Genomic DNA, 19,236 nt, shown 5'->3' with positions numbered 1-19,236 from the left:
CCACAGGCAACGGCAGTAATGACAAAAAAACGCCCGACGGAGGACCGCCGGGCGCTCTTTTTTAAGATGATGGTTCGATCAGAAGTCGGACCAGTCATCCAGATCGCCGGGAGCGACGTCGTTGGAGGCGCTGTTTACCGCAAGAGGCTGCGGCACCGGCAAGGGCTTCACCGGCGACACATAGGGCTTGGCGGCCACCGGGCGGCCACCGGCAACGGCGCGCAAGGGGGCGGCCGAGACGGCGGCTGCCTGCACGGCCTGACCGGTCTTGAACATGCTGGCCTGGCTGGCAAGCAGGGCGGCTTCCTCGGTGAGGTTGCGGGCGGCTGCCGATGCTTCCTCGACCATCGCGGCGTTCTGCTGGGTCGATTGGTCCATCGCGTTGATCGCAGCGCTGATCTGCGTGATCGCCGCCGACTGCGCCTGATTGTCCTGCGCCATTTCACCGAGCAGCGTGTGCACTTCGGACACCCCGCCCGAGATGGTGGCGAGCGCGCCGTCGACACGCTGGACGGCATCGACTGCGGTGACGATGTCGGTCTGCGTCACGGTGAGCTGATCGCGCGCGCGCTTGGCCTCTTCCTCGGCACGCATCGCGAGCGCCGAGACGAGATCGGCGACGACCGCGAAACCGCGACCCGCATCGCCCGCACGGCCGGCTTCGACCGCCGCGTTCATCGCAAGAACGCGCGTCTGGAACGCGATCTTGTCGACGCCTTCGATCACCTGATCGATGCCCTTGGCGCTTTCGCTGACGCGGTCCATCGCCTGAACGGCTTCTTCTGCGATGTTGCGGCCGCTGCTGACGGTTTCGATCGCTTCGTCAGCGCGGGCCACGGTGCGCGAGGCCGAACCGGCGGTTGCCTTCAGGCGCTCGTCAATCTGCGCGACGGCGGCTGAGGTTTCCTCAAGGCTGGCGGCATTGCCTTCGGTCCGTCGAGCCAGATCCTCGGCTGCCTGCGCGATTTCCTGCGAGCCGGTGCGGATGCCCATGGTGCTGGCATTGGCGGCCGAGATCATCTCACGCAGACGCGCGATTGCGTCGTTGAAGTCGGTTTTGAGCGAGGCGACCTCGGGCGGGAAGTCGACGGTGATCTCGGCGGTGAGATCGCCTTCGGCAATCGCCGACAGCCCTTCGCCGACCTTGGAGGTGACGAGTTGCTGCACCTTGGCGAGTTCGGCATCGGCTTCCTGACGCGCCACGGCGGCCAGGCGGAATTGTTCGACGGCCTTGGCGATGTCGCCCAGTTCGTCCTCACGCTCGAGCGAGGGGACCGTGACATGCTCGCCACGGGCCAGCGACGCCGTCGTTTCTGAAAGCTCCGTCATCGGGCGCGTTACGGTCTTGTGCAGGATGAACCAGACAAGCGTCAGGAAAGCGACCGAGAGCGCGGCCATGATCGCCATGAACAGCATTGTCTGTTCACCGATCGAATCCGCATTCTCGCCGCGTGCGACGGCGCGTTCCTGGACCATGTCGATCAGCTTGGTCGCCTGTTCAAGCGCGGCGTGCGATGCTTCCTTGCCTTCGCCCTTGATGAGCGCGAGCGTTTCGGCGTCCTGCTGGTTATGGCTGAGTTCGACGATGCGGGCGTTGACCTCTTCGAGCGTCTTCACCTTTTCGTCGAGGGCATCGATTTCGGGAACGATATCGGGCCGCGCAACGTCGCGCAGGCCGAGAATATCGTCGGCGAGGTTTTCCTTGTTGGTGGTGATGCGCTCTTCAAGCCCGGTGATCTCCTCGGCTTCGACCGCAGTCATGTGCGAGTACATGAGAATGCGATATTCGCGCAGACGCCCCAGAATATCGGCAAGCGACTTGATCGCGGGCATGCTGACCGTGACATGTTCGCGGCCGACATCGGTGAGCCGGTTGCTCGAAACCACCGAGGCAGCGCCGAGAGCCGCCACAAAGCCAGCCATCAAAACGAATGAAAGTAACAACTTGCGTGGCAAGCGCCAGTTGTTGAACACCTCAAGCATTTCCCAATCCTTTTGCTCTTGGCAAGGCGCCCAAACGTCCCCCGACCGGTTCAGGATCCTATGTTTTACAGATAGTCAGGCCGGATGACGCGCAGGCCCTCCTGAGGCCGCGCGGCACGGTCCCGACGAATGGAAGTGCGGACCCCTGTCCGCAAACCCGACTGATCGATGGATCATGTTGGATGGAACGGGCATAGGCGTCTCCCTCGACAGAGGGGCGCGATAAGCCGTCCCCACGCAATCATTATAGGATGGCGTGGAAGGAATGGCCGTGATTGCGCAAAACTGCTGCAGCCATCCGCCTGTAAAGCAGGGAAGGGCACCCGGCGAGATAAGCGCCGGGTGCGGGATATTGAGGGATCAGGTCAGAAATCCGACCAGTCTTCGGCGGTGGCCGCATTGGCCGACGCCACCGGGAGCGCCTTGACCGGCGAGACATATTTGGCCGGCGCGGGCTGGGTACGGATCGGCGTGACCGTTGCCGTAGCCTGCACGACCTGACCGGTCTTGAACATGCCGGCCTGGGTGGCGAGCAGGGCAGCTTCTTCGGTGAGGTTGCGGGCGGCTGCCGATGCTTCCTCGACCATCGCGGCGTTCTGCTGGGTCGACTGGTCCATCGAACCGATGGCGGCGCTGATCTGCGTGATGGCGGCCGATTGCGCCTGATTGTCCTCGGCCATCTGGCCGAGCAGCGTATGGACTTCGCCCACGCCGCCCGAGATGGTTTCGAGCGCGCCGTCGACACGCTGCACGGCGTTGACGGCGGTGACAATGTCGCTCTGCGTGACGGTCAACTGATCGCGGGCGCGCTTGGCTTCTTCCTCGGCACGCATTGCGAGCGCCGAGACGAGATCGGCGACGACCGCGAAGCCACGGCCCGCATCACCCGCGCGGCCGGCTTCGACGGCTGCGTTCATGGCGAGGACACGCGTCTGGAACGCGATCTTGTCGACGCCTTCGATCACCTGATCGATGCCCTTGGCGCTTTCGCTGACGCGGTCCATCGCCTGCACCGCTTCCTCGGCGATGTTGCGGCCGGTGCTGACCGTTTCGATCGCTTCGTCCGCACGCGTGACGGTGCGCGAGGCGGAGCTGGCGGTTGCCTTCAGCCGTTCGTCAATCTGCGCGACGGCGGCCGAGGTTTCTTCAAGGCTGGCGGCGTTGCTTTCGGTACGGCGGGCGAGATCCTCGGCCGCCTGCGCGATTTCCTGCGAACCGGTACGGATGCCCTGCGTGCTGGCATTGGCAGCAGCGATCATTTCACGCAGACGCGCGATTGCCGCGTTGAAGTCGGTGCGGAGCGAGGCGACTTCGGGCGGGAATTCGGTCGTGATCTCGGCGGTGAGATCACCCTCGGCAATTGCGGACAGGCCTTCACCGACCTTGGAGGTGACCAGTTGCTGGACCCGGGCGATTTCGGCATCGGCTTCCTGGCGCGCCACGGCGGCCAGACGGAAAAGCTCGACTGCCTTGGCGATGTCACCCAGTTCATCGTCGCGCTCGCGGTGCGGAACATGGGCGTCGCGCCCCTCGGCAAGACCGGTGGTGACCGAGACGAGTTCGCCAAGCGGACGGGTGACACCGCGGTTGAGCAGCTGCCAGACGAGGATCAGAATGCCGGCGGATAACGCAGCGACCGCGTAAATGATGAGGAGTGCAGTGTCGGCGCTTTCGCGCCCGGCGACACCGCGCGCCTTGGCGCGTTCGATAACCTTGTTGGACAGCGCCTCGGCCAGATCATTGGCTTCGTTGTTCGCGGCGCGGCCTTCGGTCTGGAGCATATGGATTGCGGCGTCATCGCCTTGCCGGCTGCTTTCCATGATGCGCGCATTTATCGCATCAAGGCGCTGGAACGAGGCTTTCAGGTTCGCGATGTCGGTCGCGAGATCGGGGCGGGCAACCGAGGAGAAGCGATCGATTGTTTCATTGATCGCCTCTTGGTTCGTCGTGACGCGCTCTTCGACCTTGGCCATGGCTGCGGCCTCGCGCTCGACGACATGGTTGTAGAGCAACGATCGGGACTGACGGCCGAGCGCGCGCAGATCGCCGAGATCGGCGGTTGCGGTGAGGCCCACTGCAACATGTTCGTCGGCGATATCCGCAATACGGTTGGTGGATAGCACGGCCACCGTCACCAGCAGCGCGGTCAACACCGCGATGAAGGAGAAGGCGACCAGCATTTTCCTTGGCAGGCGCCAGTTGTTCAATGAATCAAGCATTCTGCTGTCCTTGATATCGTTCCTTGGGCGAAACGCTTCGGCGCCCGCGCGTGACACTTATGATTTGTGAAAGCCGCGCATTTCCGAGGGAAGCGCCGGCCATAGCCATTATAGAAGTGCCGTCCGCAGCGGTCGGGATGTCTGCGGCTTAAAAGTTTTGAGGAAAACTTTTAAGCTTTTCAAATGAACTGCTTAGTGCAGAAAATTTTTGTGCCCAGGCATGCGGTGTTCTGATTTTGTCCTTTGATGGCAATTTCATTCTATAGAAGGGGAAGGAGAGGGTGAGGCCGCGGTTTTTCGCGTGGTTCGCGCTCGTCAGAACGGTGCAGCCGCAGGGTCACTACGTGCGGAAAAAGCAGAATCGGATATCGGAACAGCCGTGCGCGTTCTCGCTCATCCGGCTTTGTAAACTTGGGAGTGCCTATTTTTGACGAGTAGCCAGCAACTGGTGATCATCGCAATTCACGATGCGGGTATTCGCAGCGCGCTGGCGGCATGGCTGGGCGCTTCGGGTGAAACGCTTGTCGTCGCGGACGGCGTCGCCAGTATCCGCGTTCCGGACGACGCTCGCGCGAATGCGATCCTAATCGTCGACGCCAGCGATCACGAAGGCGATGTTGTCGCAATGCTACGCGGCGAAGGCTGGGGCGACGGCCTGATCATCCTGAGCGCGAACCCGGTGAAACAGGCCGGCGAACGGATTGCCTATCTGCCGCATGATGCGCCGAGCGTTTCGGTGGCCGCGATCCTGCAAATGTGGCGCCAGCGCCGCGCTTAATCGGGATTGGGTATCAACCCACCGGCAAAGGCGATGCGTAGCGCCTCGGACAGGCTTTTCACGCCCAGTTTTTCCATGAGTTTCGCGCGGTAGATTTCGACGGTGCGTGGGCTGATATCGAGATCATAGGCGATGATCTTGTTCGAGCGTCCGTCGATCAACCCTTTCAGAACATCGAGTTCGCGCGAGGAAAGCGAGGCGAGCTTGTCTTGCGCCGCGCGTATCCGATCGTTTTCTGCCGTGGACTGGCGCAGTTGCTCGAAGGCGTGATCGACCGCCGCCAGCAGGCTCAGATGGTCGCAAGGCTTTTCCAGAAAGTCGCTGGCACCCGCCTTCATCGCTTGTACTGCGCGGATCACGTCTCCCTGACCGGTCAGGATGATCGCGACATGTTTTTCACCCTGGCGTGCCAGCGTCTTGAGCACATCTAAGCCGGAGGCGCCGGGCATGTGGAGGTCGAGCAGAATGCAGCCGGGATCGAGCATCGGCAATTCAGCAAGAAATGCATCACCAGAACGGAAGCTGCGGATCGACAGGCCGGAACGGACCGACATCAGGCTTTGCAACGACGCGCGCACCACGTCGTCATCGTCGACGATGAAGAGATTGCGCGCGTTCATTGCGCCGCCATCTCCAATTCACTCATGCAATGGACAGTAAACCGGACCATCGTTCCCCCAGCGGCCTGATTTTCAATAATCAATGCGCCACCATGAGCCTCCACGATCCTGCGACAGATCGATAGCCCCACTCCCATGCCATGCGCCTTGGTCGATATAAAGGGTTCGTGCGACCGTGCTATGATCTCCGGCACAATCCCAGGTCCGTTGTCGGATACCATGAATTCGACCATCCCGTTACCGACATTGCGGGTGGCAAGCACTATTTCTCGGAAATCCGACTGCATGTCATCGAGCGCCTCAACCGCGTTGCGGATGAGATTGACGAGCACCTGCTGGATCTGGACCCGATCGACAAGGACCGACGCGGCATTGGCGTCAAGATCATATCGGACATTGACGGTGCGGCGCTCGGCGCTGCTGAAGACGAGGGAGACGGCGTCCAGAACGATCTCGGAAACCTGCTCGACCCCGGTTTCGACCTCACCGCGGGCCGCAAAGGTGCGGACGCGCTGGATGATGTTGCCCGCGCGCAGCGCCTGGCTGGAAGCGAGCTGAACAAGATTGCGGACCTGCGTCGGGCTGACATTCTCGTCCGCGAGCAACATGTCCGCAGCCCCCAGAAAATTGGTCGTCGCGGCGAGCGGCTGGTTGAGTTCGTGCGCGAGCCCGGCCGCCATTTCACCCATGGCGCTGAGGCGCGAGACATGGAGCAGTTCATCGCGCATTTCGGCAAGTCGCGCCTGTGAGGCGAGGCGCTCGCTCATGTCACGGACAAAGCCGATAAGGATGCGCTGGTGCCCGATCCGCGCTTCGCTGATGGCGAGTTCGACGGGGATTTCTGCGCCGTTGCGGTGTAGCGCCACGGTATTATGGGTTTGTCCGATGAAATCGAGGCTGGCCGTTCGTCTATACTCGTCGAGCAACTGATCGATCCGCGGCTTCAGGGGGTCGGGGACGAGCGCTGTGACCGGCATGCCGAGAAGTTCTTCGGCGTCATAGCCGAAAAGGCGTTCCGCAGTGGTGCTGAACGAGCGAATGTGCCCAGCTTCATCAACAGTGACCATTGCGTCCGGGATGGTCTCAAGGATCGAGCGCAATTCCGCTTCCCGTGCTTCGAGCATCGAGGCGCGCTCTTCGCGTTCGGATGCGTCGAAAATCACGCCGATCATCGAGAGGAGTCTGCCGTCTGGAGCATAAAGGCAGCGCGAGGAGCCTTCGATGGTGCGCTGCCCCTCGGTGGGCGATGAGCGAAGACGGAAACCAAAGCGCGGTAGGCGGCGCGCGACAACCTCGTCCTGGTCGGGGAAGATCCCCGCACTGTAAACGCTCAGGACATGCTCGCGCCATCGCTTCATCCCACCCTGAAAGGTCTTGGGCGCAAGCGCCAGCAACTGTTCTGCATGGGGGGAAAGGGACATGGTGTCGGTAGCCACATCCCATTCGAAAATCCCGATCTCGTGCGCCTCAACCGCGAGTGCCAGCCGTGCATCGGCGGCATGCAATGCCTTTTCTGCGCGCTTGCGATCGGTGATGTCAGTCATCGAAAGTGCGATCACGCGCTCTCGCCCCGGGCCCGTTTTTACGGCGCGAAGCTGTTCAAGCAGATAGAGTTCACGGCCATCGCGGTGGCGTGCGGTGACCTCGTTCTCGACGGTTTCGCCTGCGTGCAAGCGGATGGTGACGGCGCTCCACTGATCGGTCCGGCCGGTATGGAGCAATATTTCATGGGGCTGGGAAACGGCCTCGGCGGCGGACCAGCCGAACAGGCGTTCGCAGCCTTTTGACCAGCGGCGGATGGTGCCGTCTGCAGACATCAGCGCGATGGGTGCTGAATCGAGCGCGACGAGCAGTTCCTGACGCGCCTCGCGCTCGCGCGTGAAGCCTATCCACACCCAGGCGAGAATGCTCCCGGATACGAGGATCTGGATCAGCATCTGCAGTGCGCCGCGCATCACGGCCGGTATGCCATAGGCGTCGGCGCTGAGGCTGAGATAGGCCGAAGCGATCGGCATGGCGAGACAGAGCACAAAGGTTGTGCGGAGCACGCGGCTTTCGGGTTCGCGAATGGTTGATGGGCCTGCGCGCACCGGGACGTGCCAACTGATAAGCGCCATCGCCAAAGCCGCCGTGGGGACGACGGTGGGTAGCGTCATCAGAAGCCCTGGGAACGCATGTGGCTGGAGAGAACCCATGTCGATCGTCGAAAGGGCGCTGGACAGTGCCGCGATACCAAGCACCGCAGAGGGCAGTGCCACGATAGCGCGGCATGGGCGGGCTCCTGGCATCGGAGACAGGGCGGTAGCGGTGGCAAGCAGCGCCACGGAGAGCAGCGGAAACAGCGCTGGCGGAGAGGCGCTATAGGGAGACGGGCGCGCGATCCCCGCCGTCACTGGCCACAGCGCGGGGCTGACGTCGTGCCCTGTCAGCAACTCGAAAGCTCCGAGCGTGATGACCGCGACGGCGGGAAATAGCAGGCCGTATCCTGATTGGCGCCAACCCTGCATCATCGCGATCAGGGAAAGGGCAATCGCTGCAAAGGCGACCGCAGTGAGCGGCCGCATCGGGCTCAAGGGAAGGCCCAGGCTTGCGATTTTTAGATCGCCGGACAGCCAACCCGCGATGACCGCTCCGCAAAAGGCGAGCGCGAGCGCGCTCCACAGATACGGAATGGTCGTAACGTCCGCCCGTCCGGAAGAACGCCCCGGCTGACGTGTAAAATATCGCATCCCATTTTCCATGCCACGTCAGCCCCCTCGAACGGGCTAGCTCAATGTGGGGTTAGGCGAAAGAGTATAGGATAACGGTGTATCGAAAATGCGCGGTTCGGCATCCGCCTGCCGCCATCGGCATGGCGGCGCGGCGACGACAGAAAAAGGTATGTTTGGTCAGGCAGCGGCGACGTTCTCGTTTGCCAGCCCGTCGATGATTGAGCGGTTGATGTCGATCAGATCGTCGATTGATTCCTGGCCGCGCACGACCGCCGTAGTGTGACGATCGACCCAGAGCGCAAGCGAGATGATCCCGGCGCGCAGCGCATCGGGAAGCTGGTTGCCCGGCAGGGCACACAGGCTCGAGAAAACGGTCCAGACCTCGCGATTGCGGTGCAGGGCGGGCATCAGCCCGGCGCCGGTCAGTCCCGCATCGCGCGCATCGATCATTTCCCCGGTGATCTGGCTCATCAGTCGATATTCAGTGCCGCGCGGGCTCGCTGCGATCTTTTGCACGCGGCGATAGGCGTCGAGTGACATGGTATCTCCCTCAAATGGTATCTCCATTTTAGGACGACACCATCGGGTGTGGGGACCTTGGCCGATTATTTTCCGGGTTGAAGCCAAACCCGTTCGAAAATGGGCGCGCACCGCGCCACTCATGCGATCTTCATCCTATAATCAGGAAACCGGCTGCGGCCACATCATTTTCTGGACTCATCCATGCTTAACGGTATCGGTCTCGTCGTCATTCTGGTCTGCGTCTTCGGCAGTTTCCTTATTTCCGGTGGCAATGTCATGGTCATTCTCCATGCCTTGCCGCATGAAATGATGGCGATTGGCGGCGCAGCGGTGGGCGCCTTCATCCTCGGCAATTCGATGCCAACGGTGAAAAAGGCGTGGAATGGCGTGGTGCGCGTGTTCAAGGGACCGCGTTGGACCGAGGCCGATTATCGCGACTTGCTGGCGCTGATGTTCACGCTGCTGAGCACTTTCCGCAAGGGTGGGGCGACGGCGATCGAGAGCCATCTGGATGCGCCCGAGACGAGCAGCATCTTCACCCGTTATCCCCGGCTTTCGGCAGATCGCGCGCTGGTCGATTTCATCTGCGACTATCTGCGCATGATGACGGTGAATTTCGAGGATCCGTATCAGATCGCCGAGGCGATGGAGAACGATATCGAGCGGCATTTCCATGAGGAAATGCAGCCGCAGCATTCGCTGCAGATTATGGCAGACGGTTTGCCGGCGCTGGGGATCGTCGCGGCCGTTCTGGGCGTGATCAAGACGATGAGTTCGATCGATCAGCCGACCGACGTGCTGGGCGCGATGATCGGCGGCGCGCTTGTGGGCACGTTCCTGGGCGTGTTGCTGTCCTACTGCTTTGTCGGTCCGATCGCATCTAAGTTGCAGCAGACGATCGAAAGCGATTGCAAGCCCTTCGCGATCGTCAAGACCGCGATTATCGCTCATGCCCAAGGGTTGCCGACCCAGGTGGCCATCGAACTGGCGCGACGGATGACCCCGTCCAGCTACGCGCCGTCCTTCGTGCAGCTCGAAGCTGCGCTTGATGAAGTCAAGGACCAGCTCAATGCAACACCCGTCTGACGTTTCCGACGATCGTTCGCTTCGTCTGCCGCCGCACGGCTCCACCACCACCGCAGAAGATCTGCGCGTCAGGCTTGTCCTTGCCGCCGATTTCGACGGCGAAATGGCGATCGACGCCAGCGAGGTGGAAAGCGTGGGCCAGGCCGTTCTCCAATTGCTGGTGGCAGCGCGCGCAGAGGCCGAGCGTGCAGGTCAAACCTTCCGGATCGACCATCCGAGCCAGGCCTTTGTTGACCGCGTAAACGCGTGCCGTCTGGGCGACGCGATCGGAATTTCTGCTGAAGAGGACATCATTCAGTGAGCAAGCTTATCCTCACCGTCGACGATTCTGCGAGCATGCGCATGCTGCTCAAGACGTCGCTCACCGCGCAGGGCTATCGGATCGAGGGCGCCAATGACGGCGAACACGGTCTTGAGCGCATGCACGAAGTGAAGCCCGACCTGCTGATCACCGACATCAACATGCCCAAGATGGACGGGTTCGAACTGATCGAGGCCGTCCGTGCGGTTCCCGCATTTCGCGGCACGCCGATCCTGGTGCTGTCGACCGAGTTTTCGGACGAGAAGAAAACGCGTGCGCGCACGGCAGGCGCGACCGGCTGGATCACCAAGCCGTTCGATGCCGCCAAGCTGGCCGCCGCCATTCGCAAGGTTTGCCCATGAGCACCGGCAATGATGAGCTGGACGAAATCCAGGGCATCTTTTTCGAGGAATGCGCCGAAGGCCTCGTGATCGCCGAAGAGGGGCTGTCCGCGATGGCGGCGGGCGATGCCTCTGCCGAAGTGATTGCTGGCGTGTTTCGGGCCGTCCACTCGATCAAGGGTGGCTCGGGCGCGTTCGGGCACATGGCGCTTTTGACCTTTTCGCACCGTTTCGAAAATGTCCTCGACGAAGTGCGTGGCGGCAAGATCCCGGCGACCCCGGGGGTCACGCAAATTCTGCTCAACGCATTCGACCTTTTGTCGGACCATGTCAGCTCGGCGCAGACCGGATCGGCCGCGCCCGACGACGCCGCGATGATCGTGCAACTCGACGCTGTGCTCGAAAACAAGGGGGCAGGTGACGTGTCGGCCCCGGCTGCTGCATCCGCTGTCGCCGAGGTTGCCGAGGAAATCGATCCGCTTGGATTCGTGCCCGTTGCGGCTCCGGTCGAGGAGTTTGATCCCTTCGGTTTCGAACCGGTTGTGGTGGCACTTGACGATTTCGATGCGCCGGCCGTGCCCGAGGGGCCTCTGCCCTGGACGGTCGTGTTCAAGCCGTCGCGCGCGGCACTTGCCAATGGCGGTGAACCGCTGCTGATCCTGCGCGAGCTTGAGGCGCTGGGCGGTGTGGTGACGGCGGTCGACACAAGTGCCCTGCCCGATCTGCGCGATCTGGACCCCGAGGATAGCTATTTCGGGTGGACGCTGAGCGTCCCCGCCGAAGTATCCGAAGCCGATATTCGCGAATGTTTCGACTTCGTGTCGCCGGACTCGGTGATCGACGTGACTCAGGAACAAGCATCCGGTGCCGCGCCTGTGGAGCTTCCCGCCGAGACATTGGGTGAAGCCGATGAAGCCGGGTTCGTTCCGGTCGTCGTCGACCTTGAAGACCTGTCTCTGCCGGTAATACCCGAAGAAATTTCTCCCGTTGCAAGCGTGGCGGCACCTGTAGCAGCAATCGCTGCTCCGGCGGCCGGTGAGGGACGGGGCGGTGCTGAACCCGCGGCCCAGACCATCCGTGTCGACCTGTCCAAGCTTGACCAGTTGCTCAATCTTGTCGGCGAACTGGTGATCCGGGGATCAATCCTTGCCGATCGGCTGTCTCCGGCGGATCAGGAGCGTGTCGAGCTGCCCGAATTGTCGCGTCTGACGCGGCAGATTCAGGACAATGTGATGTCGCTGCGCGCGCAGCCCATCCGCCAGGCCTTTTCCCGCGTGCCGCGCATGCTGCGCGATCTTGCCGCCAAGACCGGTAAGACGGTGCAGTTGGAGATGACCGGCGAGACGACCGAAGTCGACAAGGGCGTGCTCGAAAAGATCGGCGATCCGCTGACCCACATGATCCGCAACGCCGTGGACCATGGGATCGAATCCGCCGAGGAGCGCATCGCCGCAGGCAAGTCGCCCGAAGGGACGATCCGCCTGTCCGCCGAGCAGAAGGGCGCACGCATCGTCGTGCGCGTCAGCGACGACGGCAAGGGTATCGACCGGGTGCGTGTGCGTGCCAAGGCCGTGGAAAAGGGTATCATCAGCGCCGATGCGCAACTGTCCGACGAGGAGATTGACGGGCTGATCTGTGCCCCCGGTTTCTCGACCGCCGAAACGATTTCGGACGTGTCGGGACGCGGTGTGGGCATGGATGTGGTGCGCAGCAACGTCGAAGCGCTGGGCGGCCGCGTCGAAATCCATTCGGTGCCGGGCGAAGGGACGACCTTCATCATGGCGCTGCCGCTGACGCTCGCCATTCTCGACGGCATGATCGTGCGCCTGGGCGACCAGCGCTATGTTCTGCCGCTCGCCAATGTGATCGAAACCGTCCGGCCCGAGGCAGGGCAGGTCAAGCCGACGTCGCCCACCGCCGAGGTGATCGAGCTGCGCGGCCAGTATCTGCCGGTGAAGCGCGTCGATGAACTCTTCGGGTTTGGTGCCAATGATCGTCGCAACCCCGAGGAATCGGTTGTGATCATCGTCGAGAGCGAAGCGACCGGCAATGTCGGCCTGATGGTCGATACGATCGACAACCGCCGCGAGGTGGTGATCAAGAGCCTGGAGGACAATCTTCACCCCATTCGCGGTTTGGGCGGCGCCACCATCCTTGGCGATGGATCGATCGCGCTCATTCTCGATATCGACGCGCTCGTCGCGTCCGGAAACCAGAACAAATTCGCGCTGAAAGGAATCGCGGCATGAACATTGTCGAAGAGCAGAAAACCGACGAACGCAAGATCGTCACCTTCACGCTGGGCGAACAAATGTTCGGCATCGACATGCGCTCGCTGATCGAAATCCGCGAATGGGAAGAGCCTACCCCGCTGCCGAGCGTGCCCTCGTTCATCAAGGGTGTGACTAACCTGCGGGGGTCGGTGGTGCCGGTGGTCGGCCTTTCCGAACGACTGGGCTGGGAACCGAGCAAGATCCATTCGCGCTCGTGCATCCTCGTCGTCAGCATCGCCAACAAGCAGGCCGGTTTCCTGGTCGATGAAGTTGCCGACATCGTCGTGATCAACGGTGCCGACATCCAGCCCGCACCCGAAGTGGAGGTGAACGAGGAAAGCGTGATCGCCGGTCTCGTCAAGATCGAACGTCGCACGACCGACACCGAAAATGCCGAGACGATGGTGCTCCTCCTCGACCTCGATGCGTTGAGCCTGACCCGGCACCTGACGGACATGGCCGCGTGAAACACGAGGTCTTCCCTGCCGATGCGGAGCGGGGCGGCGCGTCTGCGCTTGTCGCCAGCGCCGAACTCGGGATCGACGAATTTCGTCAGATCGCGGCCATCATGCAGGCCGAGGCCCGTATCCACCTGGTCGAAACCAAGATCACGCTCGTCCATTCCCGGCTGGCGCGCCGGTTGCGTGAGCGGGGGCTGACGCGGTTCAAGGACTATGTCGCGCTCGTCAACGAAGACGAGGAAGAACGCCGTGCCATGGTGGTTGCACTGACCACCAACCACACGCATTTCTTTCGCGAGGCGCATCATTTCGATCATTTCCGCGGGCAGGTTCTTCCCGTGCTGCAGGGGCGCGCGCGCGTTGGCCAGCCGGTACGTATCTGGTCGGCAGGCTGCTCGAGCGGCGAGGAAGTCTATTCGATTGCGATGTGCCTTGCGGGTGACGCGCAGGCGAGCGCCAACTGGCTGAAGACGAGCGACGTCAAGCTGCTGGCGACCGACATTTCGCCGCCTGTGGTGGACGCTGTGCGCCGGGCGACCTATTCGGCGGCGACCGTCGAGCCGATCCCCCAGACCTACCGCGCGAAATGGCTTCGTCCTAACGGCGACAATTTCGTGATTGCCGACGAACTGCGCGCGCTTGTCACCGCCCGCGTGCTCAATCTCTTCGCGTCCTGGCCGATGCGCCAGAAATATGATGCGATCTTCTGCCGCAACGTCATGATCTATTTCGATGACCGGGCAAAGGCGGAGCTTGAGGAGCGGCTGGTCGACATGCTGGCGCCGGGCGGCCATCTGTATATTGGCCACTCCGAACGCCTGATCGGCGCGGCCGCGACGCGGATGGAAGCCGTTGGGCAGACCATCTACCGCAAATCGGGAGGAGGCCAATGAGCGGCCCCGTTCGCGCGCTTATCGTCGATGACAGCGCGTCGATGCGCGCGATGCTGAACCGAATCCTGTCCGCCGACCCCGAAATCGAGGTGGTGGGCATGGCACCCGAGCCCCATGCGGCACGTGCGATGATCAAGGAACTCAACCCCGATGTCGTGACGTTGGACGTCGAGATGCCGGGGATGGACGGCCTGTCCTTCCTTGAAAAGATCATGCGCCTGCGCCCGATGCCGGTGGTCATGTGCTCGACGCTGACCGCGCGGGGCGCCGAGGTGACGATCGAAGCTTTGCGGCTGGGCGCCGTAGACTGCATCGCCAAGCCGGTGGGCAATCCGCTGGAGATCGTCCAGGACGGTGCGAAGCTGTGCCGGATGGTGAAGGCGGCCGCGCGCTCGTCGGTACGGCAGACGCCGCACCGCGTGGCGCCGGTAACCGCGTCCGCGCCGGGCCAGATGCGCGATATGGTGATCGCCATTGGCGCCTCGACCGGCGGGGTCGAAGCTCTCTTCTCGCTGATCGGTGCATTGCCACCCGATACGCCGCCGGTGCTGGTTGTTCAGCACATGCCGGCAAGCTTTACCCAGGGCTTCGCCGCGCGGCTCGACCGCGAAAGCCGTGTGAGCGTGGTCGAGGCAAAGTCGGGCATGCTGCTGGAACGCGGCAAGGTTTATATCGCGCCTGGCGGTGAGAACCATATGGAGCTGGTGGGCGGCACGCACGGCCATATCCGGTTGCGCCCCTCTGAACCCGTGGGCGGTCACCGCCCATCGGTGGATGTGCTGTTCAATTCCGTCGCGGCGCTCGGTGCCAAGGCGGTGGGCGTCATTTTAACCGGCATGGGCAATGACGGCGCGGCCGGCTTGAAGGCGATGCGCCTGGGCGGGGCGCACACCTTCGGCCAAAGCCAGGCAAGCTGCGTGATTTATGGAATGCCGCGCGCCGCATTCGAAATGGGTGCGGTCGAACGCGAACTGAACTTGTCGGCCATGCCCGAGGCCATCCTCGGCGTATGCCGTACATCGAATTGATATTGGGAGTCTGAAATGCCCTCAGCGGCTGCAATCAAGGTAATGGTAGTAGACGACCAGACGAGTATGCGTGCGATGATCCGGCGCACCCTGCAGGATCTTGGCTTCAAGGACGTACGCGACAAGGCGAGCGCGGTTGAGGCGCTACCTGCGATCAAGACCGATCGCGTGCATCTCGTGATTTCGGATTACAACATGCCCGACATGGACGGGCTTCAGTTTCTGGAAGCGGTCCGTGCCGATCCCGTTATCGGCAAGACCGTTTTCATCATGCTGACCGGATCTGCCGACCGGGAACTGGTGCAGAAGGCGGCGGAACTGGGCGTCAACAACTATGTCGTGAAGCCTTTTGCGCCTGCGGCGCTCAAGGAAAAGATCGAACGGGTATTCGGCGAGCTTACCTGATCTCATGAAGCGCATTCCCATCGTTCAGGGCGAACATCGCGTCGTCGGCGAACCGGGTGTCGTCATATCGACGTTGCTCGGCTCGTGCGTCGCCGTTTGCCTGCAGGATCCGGTGGCGCGCGTCGGCGGTATGAACCATTTTCTGCTGTCCGAGCCCGCTGCTTCGGCCGTCGTCGATGCGGCGCAGCCGCAGCGCTACGGGATTCATGCGATGGAATTGCTGATTAACGCGATGATGCAACGCGGCGCGGTGCGTGGTCGCCTGCGCGCCCATCTGTACGGAGGGGCGAACATCATTGCGGGGTTGGGCCAGATCGGGTCGAACAATGCCGCGTTCGCGCGGAACTTCATGGAAACCGAAGGCATCCCGATCGGTCGTTGCGAACTGGGCGGCACGCGTGCGCGCAAGGTGGAGTTCATGCCCTATGAGGGGCGTGTGCGGTCCACGCTTGTCGCCGATGCACCACCGCCCGTCATTTCACCCAGGCCGGCTGCCCATGGCGGCGAGGTCGAACTTTTCTGAACAGGGCCAGCATGACCACCGGTGATATCCTCATCCATCCGACCGAAACGGCTCAGGCGGCACTGTGCGCGGCTGTTGCGGACGAAATCCGCTCCGTACGTTCGCATATCGAGCAACTGGCCGAGACGATCGTCTCCGACGAGCGCTTTGCGACAGACTATCTCGATCAGCTTCAGGTGTTCGACCTGATCATCCAGTGCGCCGATGAAAGCGCCGATCTGCTCGAACGTGTGTCGAGCGGCCTCAGCATTCCGGAGGCGTTGGGCCATGTGCGGCTGACCGTGGTGCAGGATCGGTTACGAGCCGCCATCGACAGGGGCGTAAAATGAACCGCAACGAAGAACAGCCGATCGTCATTCGCCGTGTCCGTCGCCATCAGGCGACGGTGCATCACGGCGGAGCATGGAAGGTGGCCTATGCCGACTTCGTGACCGCGATGATGGCGTTCTTCATGCTGTTGTGGCTGCTGGCCAACCAGAACAAGGCGCAGTTGCGTGGGTTGGCTGAATATTTTTCGAGCGATACGGCGCGCAGCGCGCCGGCAACGACGATGACCAATGATCCGGGCAGCCAGCCGGGGCTGGGCGGCCGCAGCCGCCGCGCCCAGGGCAGCGATGATCGCAGCATTGGTCAGATTTCGGCTGAAGCGGGTACCGCAGGGGCCGCGCGCGGCGGTACTGCGGAAATTCCTGAGGCGGCACTGCGTGTGCTTGCCGATGAAATGATGATCGCGATCCAGCCGCCGAACGAAACACCCGGCGCGCGTAACCGCGCGACCGTCGAAAAGACGCGCGAAGGCGTGCGCGTGCATCTGATGGACAGCGCGAACCGGTCGATGTTCATCGGCCCGACCGCGCAGCTCAACGATTATGCGCGCACGCTTCTGACTCGGATCGCGCAGAAGCTGGTGAAAACCGGCGCGCAGGTGGCGATCGAGGGGCACACCGATTCCACCGGCGGTCAGAGCGATGCGAACTGGCGCTTGTCGAGCGAGCGGGCGCTGGCGGCCCGCGCGGCGATGGTGGCTGCGGGCCTGACAGCCGATCGTTTTTCCGAAGTGGTGGCCAAGGCGGGTTCCGAGCCGATCTATCCCGATCGCCCGGACCGTCCCGAAAACCGCCGCATCACCATCGTGATCCTCGCGGAGCCTTCGGCATTGCCGAAGGACACGAGCTTCAAATTCTGATCGTTCCCGGAGGACTGTGGTGAAGAAAATTCTGGTTTCGGCACTGGTTCTGTCGGCTGGCATTGCCGTGGGCGGCGGTGCTGCGATCGGCACCAGCATGGCTATCTCGGGCGATGCGACGATGTTCGCGCCCGACATGGCTTTCGTTTCCACAGGCGAAATTCTGACGCCGCTGGTTTTCCCCGATGGTCGCCTTGCGGGCTATGTGAAGATCGAAGGACAGATCGAGGTGCCATCCAGCCAGACGGAAGACGTCACCAAGCGACTGCCGATCCTTCTGAATGCGGTCAATATGCGCACATTTCGGACGCCCATGACGAGCGGGCCGGATGGCATGCTTCCCAATGTGGAAAGCTTTCGCAAGCTGCTGCTTGACGCGGCGGTTGAAACCTATGGGAGGGATATCGTCACCCGCGCGGTGGTGACCCAGGCATCGCCCGTGTGATGCGCGCCAGCCAGCAAAAAGGGCCGGCCCCCGCAAGGGAACCGGCCCGGATATTGCTGAACCAGCCTGCGCTTCGCGTCTATCCCGGAGCGCCGAAGCTTTTGACCAATGACCCTGCAACCAGTGCCCAGCCGTCCACGAGTACGAAGAAGATGATCTTCATTGGCAATGAAATGGTCGCCGGCGGCAGCATCATCATGCCCATGGCCATGAGCACGGCCGCCACCGCCAGATCGATGACGAGAAACGGCAGGAGCAGCAGGAAGCCGATCTCGAACGCGCGTCGTAATTCGGAAATCATGAAGGCGGGCATCAGCGTCGTCATCGGCAATTCGGCGGCCGGAACCGGCTTCTTCCCCGAAAGTTCGACGAACAGTTTCACATCGTCTTCGCGTACATGTTTGAGCATGAAGCTGTGAAACGGTTTGGACGCCCGCTCGAAGGCCTGGGCCTCGTTGATCCGGCCCTCATTATAGGGGGCGATACCCTGCTTCCACGCGGCGTCGAAGGTGGGGGACATGACGAAGAAGGACAGGAACAGCGCAAGGCTGATGACGACGGGGTTGGGCGGAACGCCCGGCGCGCCGATGCCGGTGCGCAGCAGCGAGAGCGCGACCACGATGCGGGTGAAGGACGTGACCGTCATCAGGATGCCCGGCGCAAGGCTGAGCACCGTGAGCATCAGGACCAGCTGGATGGCCCGTCCGGAGATCGAGCCCTCGCCAAGATTCGCAGACACGTTTTGCGCCAGCGCCACGTCGGGAAGGGCGGCAAGCCCTGCGACTGCTGCGAGCAGGAAGAGTTTACGCATCGGTTTCTACCGTGGATTTAGGAGGCGTGGATTGGGGAGGCTGAATACCGCTTTCGATCACGACGGCGCCTTCGGGGCCGATCAGCACCAGATGCTCGATATCATCACGGCGGATGAGTGCAACCGAACGGCGCGTGTCGAGGGGCAGGCGCTCAACCATCTGAATGCGACGGTCGCTGGCCGCGCCTAGACCGCCGATGAGGCCAGCGGGCAGTTTCAGATCGTAACGACGCACCACCCATAGCGCACCAACGAGCAGGCCGAGCGTGACCGCCAGCGCCGCGAAGGTGCGCAGGAGCGTCAGGAAGTCCATCAGCGCGGTCGCTCGATCACTTCGGTGATTTCGAGCGACATATGTTCACCGTCGACCAGCACCTTGCCCTTCGCCACGAGCTGGTTGTTCACATAGACAAGCGTCGGATCATTATGCCCGCAATCCAGCGGGATCATCGCGCCGCGGCTCATCTTCAGCACCTGGCGGATTGGGATTTGGGTCGATCCGAGAACGATCGACAGTTCAATAGGTATGCCCTCGACGACTGACATGCGCGTCTCCTTCCTAGGGCGTTATAGGATTAATTTTATGGGAACCGCCGGCACTAGGCAAAAAATGCCTATAAGGAAGAAAACGCATTCAGCGGGCGGGAGAC

21 protein-coding genes are annotated in these 19,236 nt (G+C 62.2%); 13 read left to right on the top strand and 8 right to left on the bottom strand.

What is annotated here, in order from left to right:
- Positions 1-78: 78 nt before the first annotated feature.
- Positions 79-1,983: a methyl-accepting chemotaxis protein gene (locus tag QYC26_RS06010; RefSeq protein WP_317514493.1), complete on the bottom strand. Its 1,905-nt coding sequence runs from the start codon at positions 1,981-1,983 to the stop codon at positions 79-81.
- Between the two features lie 365 nt (positions 1,984-2,348).
- Complete coding sequence (locus tag QYC26_RS06005; RefSeq protein ID WP_317514492.1) at positions 2,349-4,202, bottom strand: methyl-accepting chemotaxis protein; 1,854 nt, start codon at positions 4,200-4,202, stop codon at positions 2,349-2,351.
- Positions 4,203-4,629: 427 nt separating this feature from the next.
- Between QYC26_RS06005 and QYC26_RS06000 the strand changes: the two genes are divergently transcribed.
- Positions 4,630-4,980, top strand: a complete 351-nt coding sequence (locus QYC26_RS06000) for a hypothetical protein (RefSeq protein ID WP_317514491.1) — start codon at positions 4,630-4,632, stop codon at positions 4,978-4,980.
- Here QYC26_RS06000 and QYC26_RS05995 read toward each other — a convergent pair.
- The 3 genes from QYC26_RS05995 to flaF form a co-directional block, all read right to left on the bottom strand.
- On the bottom strand, positions 4,977-5,600 hold the full coding sequence (locus QYC26_RS05995; protein WP_317514490.1) for a response regulator transcription factor: 624 nt from the start codon (positions 5,598-5,600) through the stop codon (positions 4,977-4,979). The genes QYC26_RS06000 and QYC26_RS05995 overlap by 4 nt on opposite strands.
- The gene (locus QYC26_RS05990; RefSeq protein ID WP_317514489.1) at positions 5,597-8,329 is read right to left on the bottom strand and encodes a PAS domain S-box protein; all 2,733 of its coding nucleotides are present in this window, start codon (positions 8,327-8,329) and stop codon (positions 5,597-5,599) included. Before QYC26_RS05990 ends, QYC26_RS05995 begins: the two co-directional genes overlap by 4 nt.
- Positions 8,330-8,488: 159 nt before the next feature.
- Positions 8,489-8,851, bottom strand: a complete 363-nt coding sequence (flaF, locus tag QYC26_RS05985; RefSeq protein WP_317514488.1) for a flagellar biosynthesis regulator FlaF — start codon at positions 8,849-8,851, stop codon at positions 8,489-8,491.
- Between the two features lie 183 nt (positions 8,852-9,034).
- Here flaF and motA point away from each other — a divergent pair, with 183 nt between their 5' ends.
- From motA to QYC26_RS05925, 12 genes are read left to right on the top strand one after another with little or no spacing between them, the layout of a single operon-like run.
- On the top strand, positions 9,035-9,919 hold the full coding sequence (gene motA, locus QYC26_RS05980; RefSeq protein WP_317514487.1) for a flagellar motor stator protein MotA: 885 nt from the start codon (positions 9,035-9,037) through the stop codon (positions 9,917-9,919).
- Positions 9,903-10,220 carry an STAS domain-containing protein gene (locus tag QYC26_RS05975; RefSeq protein WP_317514486.1) on the top strand — a complete coding sequence of 106 codons (318 nt, stop codon included), beginning with the start codon at positions 9,903-9,905 and terminating at the stop codon, positions 10,218-10,220. Before motA ends, QYC26_RS05975 begins: the two co-directional genes overlap by 17 nt.
- Complete coding sequence (locus QYC26_RS05970; RefSeq protein ID WP_317514485.1) at positions 10,217-10,582, top strand: response regulator; 366 nt, start codon at positions 10,217-10,219, stop codon at positions 10,580-10,582. Before QYC26_RS05975 ends, QYC26_RS05970 begins: the two co-directional genes overlap by 4 nt.
- Entirely contained in the window at positions 10,579-12,810 is a 2,232-nt protein-coding gene (locus QYC26_RS05965; protein ID WP_317514484.1) for a chemotaxis protein CheA, read from the top strand. The genes QYC26_RS05970 and QYC26_RS05965 overlap by 4 nt, the downstream gene beginning before the upstream one ends.
- Positions 12,807-13,301, top strand: a complete 495-nt coding sequence (locus QYC26_RS05960; RefSeq protein WP_317514483.1) for a chemotaxis protein CheW — start codon at positions 12,807-12,809, stop codon at positions 13,299-13,301. Before QYC26_RS05965 ends, QYC26_RS05960 begins: the two co-directional genes overlap by 4 nt.
- Positions 13,298-14,188, top strand: coding sequence for a CheR family methyltransferase (locus QYC26_RS05955; protein WP_317514482.1), 891 nt, complete (start codon positions 13,298-13,300; stop codon positions 14,186-14,188). The genes QYC26_RS05960 and QYC26_RS05955 overlap by 4 nt, the downstream gene beginning before the upstream one ends.
- Positions 14,185-15,216: a chemotaxis response regulator protein-glutamate methylesterase gene (locus QYC26_RS05950; protein ID WP_317514481.1), complete on the top strand. Its 1,032-nt coding sequence runs from the start codon at positions 14,185-14,187 to the stop codon at positions 15,214-15,216. Before QYC26_RS05955 ends, QYC26_RS05950 begins: the two co-directional genes overlap by 4 nt.
- Positions 15,217-15,231: 15 nt before the next feature.
- Positions 15,232-15,621 (top strand): response regulator, encoded by a 390-nt coding sequence (locus QYC26_RS05945; protein ID WP_317514480.1) that lies wholly within the window; start codon positions 15,232-15,234, stop codon positions 15,619-15,621.
- A 4-nt stretch (positions 15,622-15,625) separates the two neighbouring features.
- Positions 15,626-16,144, top strand: coding sequence for a chemotaxis protein CheD (locus QYC26_RS05940; protein ID WP_317514479.1), 519 nt, complete (start codon positions 15,626-15,628; stop codon positions 16,142-16,144).
- Between the two features lie 11 nt (positions 16,145-16,155).
- Positions 16,156-16,473 carry a hypothetical protein gene (locus QYC26_RS05935; RefSeq protein WP_317514478.1) on the top strand — a complete coding sequence of 106 codons (318 nt, stop codon included), beginning with the start codon at positions 16,156-16,158 and terminating at the stop codon, positions 16,471-16,473.
- Positions 16,470-17,330 (top strand): flagellar motor protein MotB, encoded by an 861-nt coding sequence (locus tag QYC26_RS05930; RefSeq protein WP_317514477.1) that lies wholly within the window; start codon positions 16,470-16,472, stop codon positions 17,328-17,330. The genes QYC26_RS05935 and QYC26_RS05930 overlap by 4 nt, the downstream gene beginning before the upstream one ends.
- Positions 17,331-17,349: 19 nt before the next feature.
- The gene (locus tag QYC26_RS05925) at positions 17,350-17,775 is read left to right on the top strand and encodes a hypothetical protein (RefSeq protein ID WP_317514476.1); all 426 of its coding nucleotides are present in this window, start codon (positions 17,350-17,352) and stop codon (positions 17,773-17,775) included.
- 79 nt (positions 17,776-17,854) lie between these two features.
- Here QYC26_RS05925 and fliP read toward each other — a convergent pair whose 3' ends face one another.
- Genes fliP through QYC26_RS05910 form a run of 3 tightly spaced genes read right to left on the bottom strand, consistent with a single transcriptional unit; the run spans position 17,855 to position 19,132 of the window.
- A complete protein-coding gene (fliP, locus tag QYC26_RS05920) occupies positions 17,855-18,586 on the bottom strand; it encodes a flagellar type III secretion system pore protein FliP (RefSeq protein ID WP_317514475.1) in 732 nt (243 codons plus the stop codon).
- The gene (locus QYC26_RS05915; RefSeq protein ID WP_317514474.1) at positions 18,579-18,899 is read right to left on the bottom strand and encodes a flagellar biosynthetic protein FliO; all 321 of its coding nucleotides are present in this window, start codon (positions 18,897-18,899) and stop codon (positions 18,579-18,581) included. The genes fliP and QYC26_RS05915 overlap by 8 nt, the downstream gene beginning before the upstream one ends.
- A complete protein-coding gene (locus QYC26_RS05910) occupies positions 18,899-19,132 on the bottom strand; it encodes a FliM/FliN family flagellar motor switch protein (protein WP_317514473.1) in 234 nt (77 codons plus the stop codon). Before QYC26_RS05910 ends, QYC26_RS05915 begins: the two co-directional genes overlap by 1 nt.
- Positions 19,133-19,236: the final 104 nt, after the last annotated feature.

The organism is Sphingomonas sp. C3-2, from assembly GCF_033025475.1.
Lineage (GTDB): Bacteria > Pseudomonadota > Alphaproteobacteria > Sphingomonadales > Sphingomonadaceae > Sphingobium_A.
Note: the sequence above shows the minus strand (reverse complement) of the source record. Positions and strands in the feature narration are given on the sequence as shown.

Excerpts from the sequence above, each read along its gene's own strand:
- QYC26_RS06010 (WP_317514493.1), bottom strand. The coding sequence starts at position 1,983 with ATGCTTGAGGTGTTCAACAACTGGCGCTTGCCACGCAAGTTGTTACTT.
- QYC26_RS06005 (WP_317514492.1), bottom strand. The coding sequence starts at position 4,202 with ATGCTTGATTCATTGAACAACTGGCGCCTGCCAAGGAAAATGCTGGTC.
- QYC26_RS05995 (WP_317514490.1), bottom strand. The coding sequence starts at position 5,600 with ATGAACGCGCGCAATCTCTTCATCGTCGACGATGACGACGTGGTGCGC.
- QYC26_RS05990 (WP_317514489.1), bottom strand. The coding sequence starts at position 8,329 with ATGCGATATTTTACACGTCAGCCGGGGCGTTCTTCCGGACGGGCGGAC.
- flaF (WP_317514488.1), bottom strand. The coding sequence starts at position 8,851 with ATGTCACTCGACGCCTATCGCCGCGTGCAAAAGATCGCAGCGAGCCCG.
- motA (WP_317514487.1), top strand. The coding sequence starts at position 9,035 with ATGCTTAACGGTATCGGTCTCGTCGTCATTCTGGTCTGCGTCTTCGGC.
- QYC26_RS05975 (WP_317514486.1), top strand. The coding sequence starts at position 9,903 with ATGCAACACCCGTCTGACGTTTCCGACGATCGTTCGCTTCGTCTGCCG.
- QYC26_RS05965 (WP_317514484.1), top strand. The coding sequence starts at position 10,579 with ATGAGCACCGGCAATGATGAGCTGGACGAAATCCAGGGCATCTTTTTC.
- QYC26_RS05960 (WP_317514483.1), top strand. The coding sequence starts at position 12,807 with ATGAACATTGTCGAAGAGCAGAAAACCGACGAACGCAAGATCGTCACC.
- QYC26_RS05950 (WP_317514481.1), top strand. The coding sequence starts at position 14,185 with ATGAGCGGCCCCGTTCGCGCGCTTATCGTCGATGACAGCGCGTCGATG.
- QYC26_RS05945 (WP_317514480.1), top strand. The coding sequence starts at position 15,232 with ATGCCCTCAGCGGCTGCAATCAAGGTAATGGTAGTAGACGACCAGACG.
- QYC26_RS05940 (WP_317514479.1), top strand. The coding sequence starts at position 15,626 with ATGAAGCGCATTCCCATCGTTCAGGGCGAACATCGCGTCGTCGGCGAA.
- QYC26_RS05935 (WP_317514478.1), top strand. The coding sequence starts at position 16,156 with ATGACCACCGGTGATATCCTCATCCATCCGACCGAAACGGCTCAGGCG.
- QYC26_RS05930 (WP_317514477.1), top strand. The coding sequence starts at position 16,470 with ATGAACCGCAACGAAGAACAGCCGATCGTCATTCGCCGTGTCCGTCGC.
- fliP (WP_317514475.1), bottom strand. The coding sequence starts at position 18,586 with ATGCGTAAACTCTTCCTGCTCGCAGCAGTCGCAGGGCTTGCCGCCCTT.
- QYC26_RS05915 (WP_317514474.1), bottom strand. The coding sequence starts at position 18,899 with ATGGACTTCCTGACGCTCCTGCGCACCTTCGCGGCGCTGGCGGTCACG.
- QYC26_RS05910 (WP_317514473.1), bottom strand. The coding sequence starts at position 19,132 with ATGTCAGTCGTCGAGGGCATACCTATTGAACTGTCGATCGTTCTCGGA.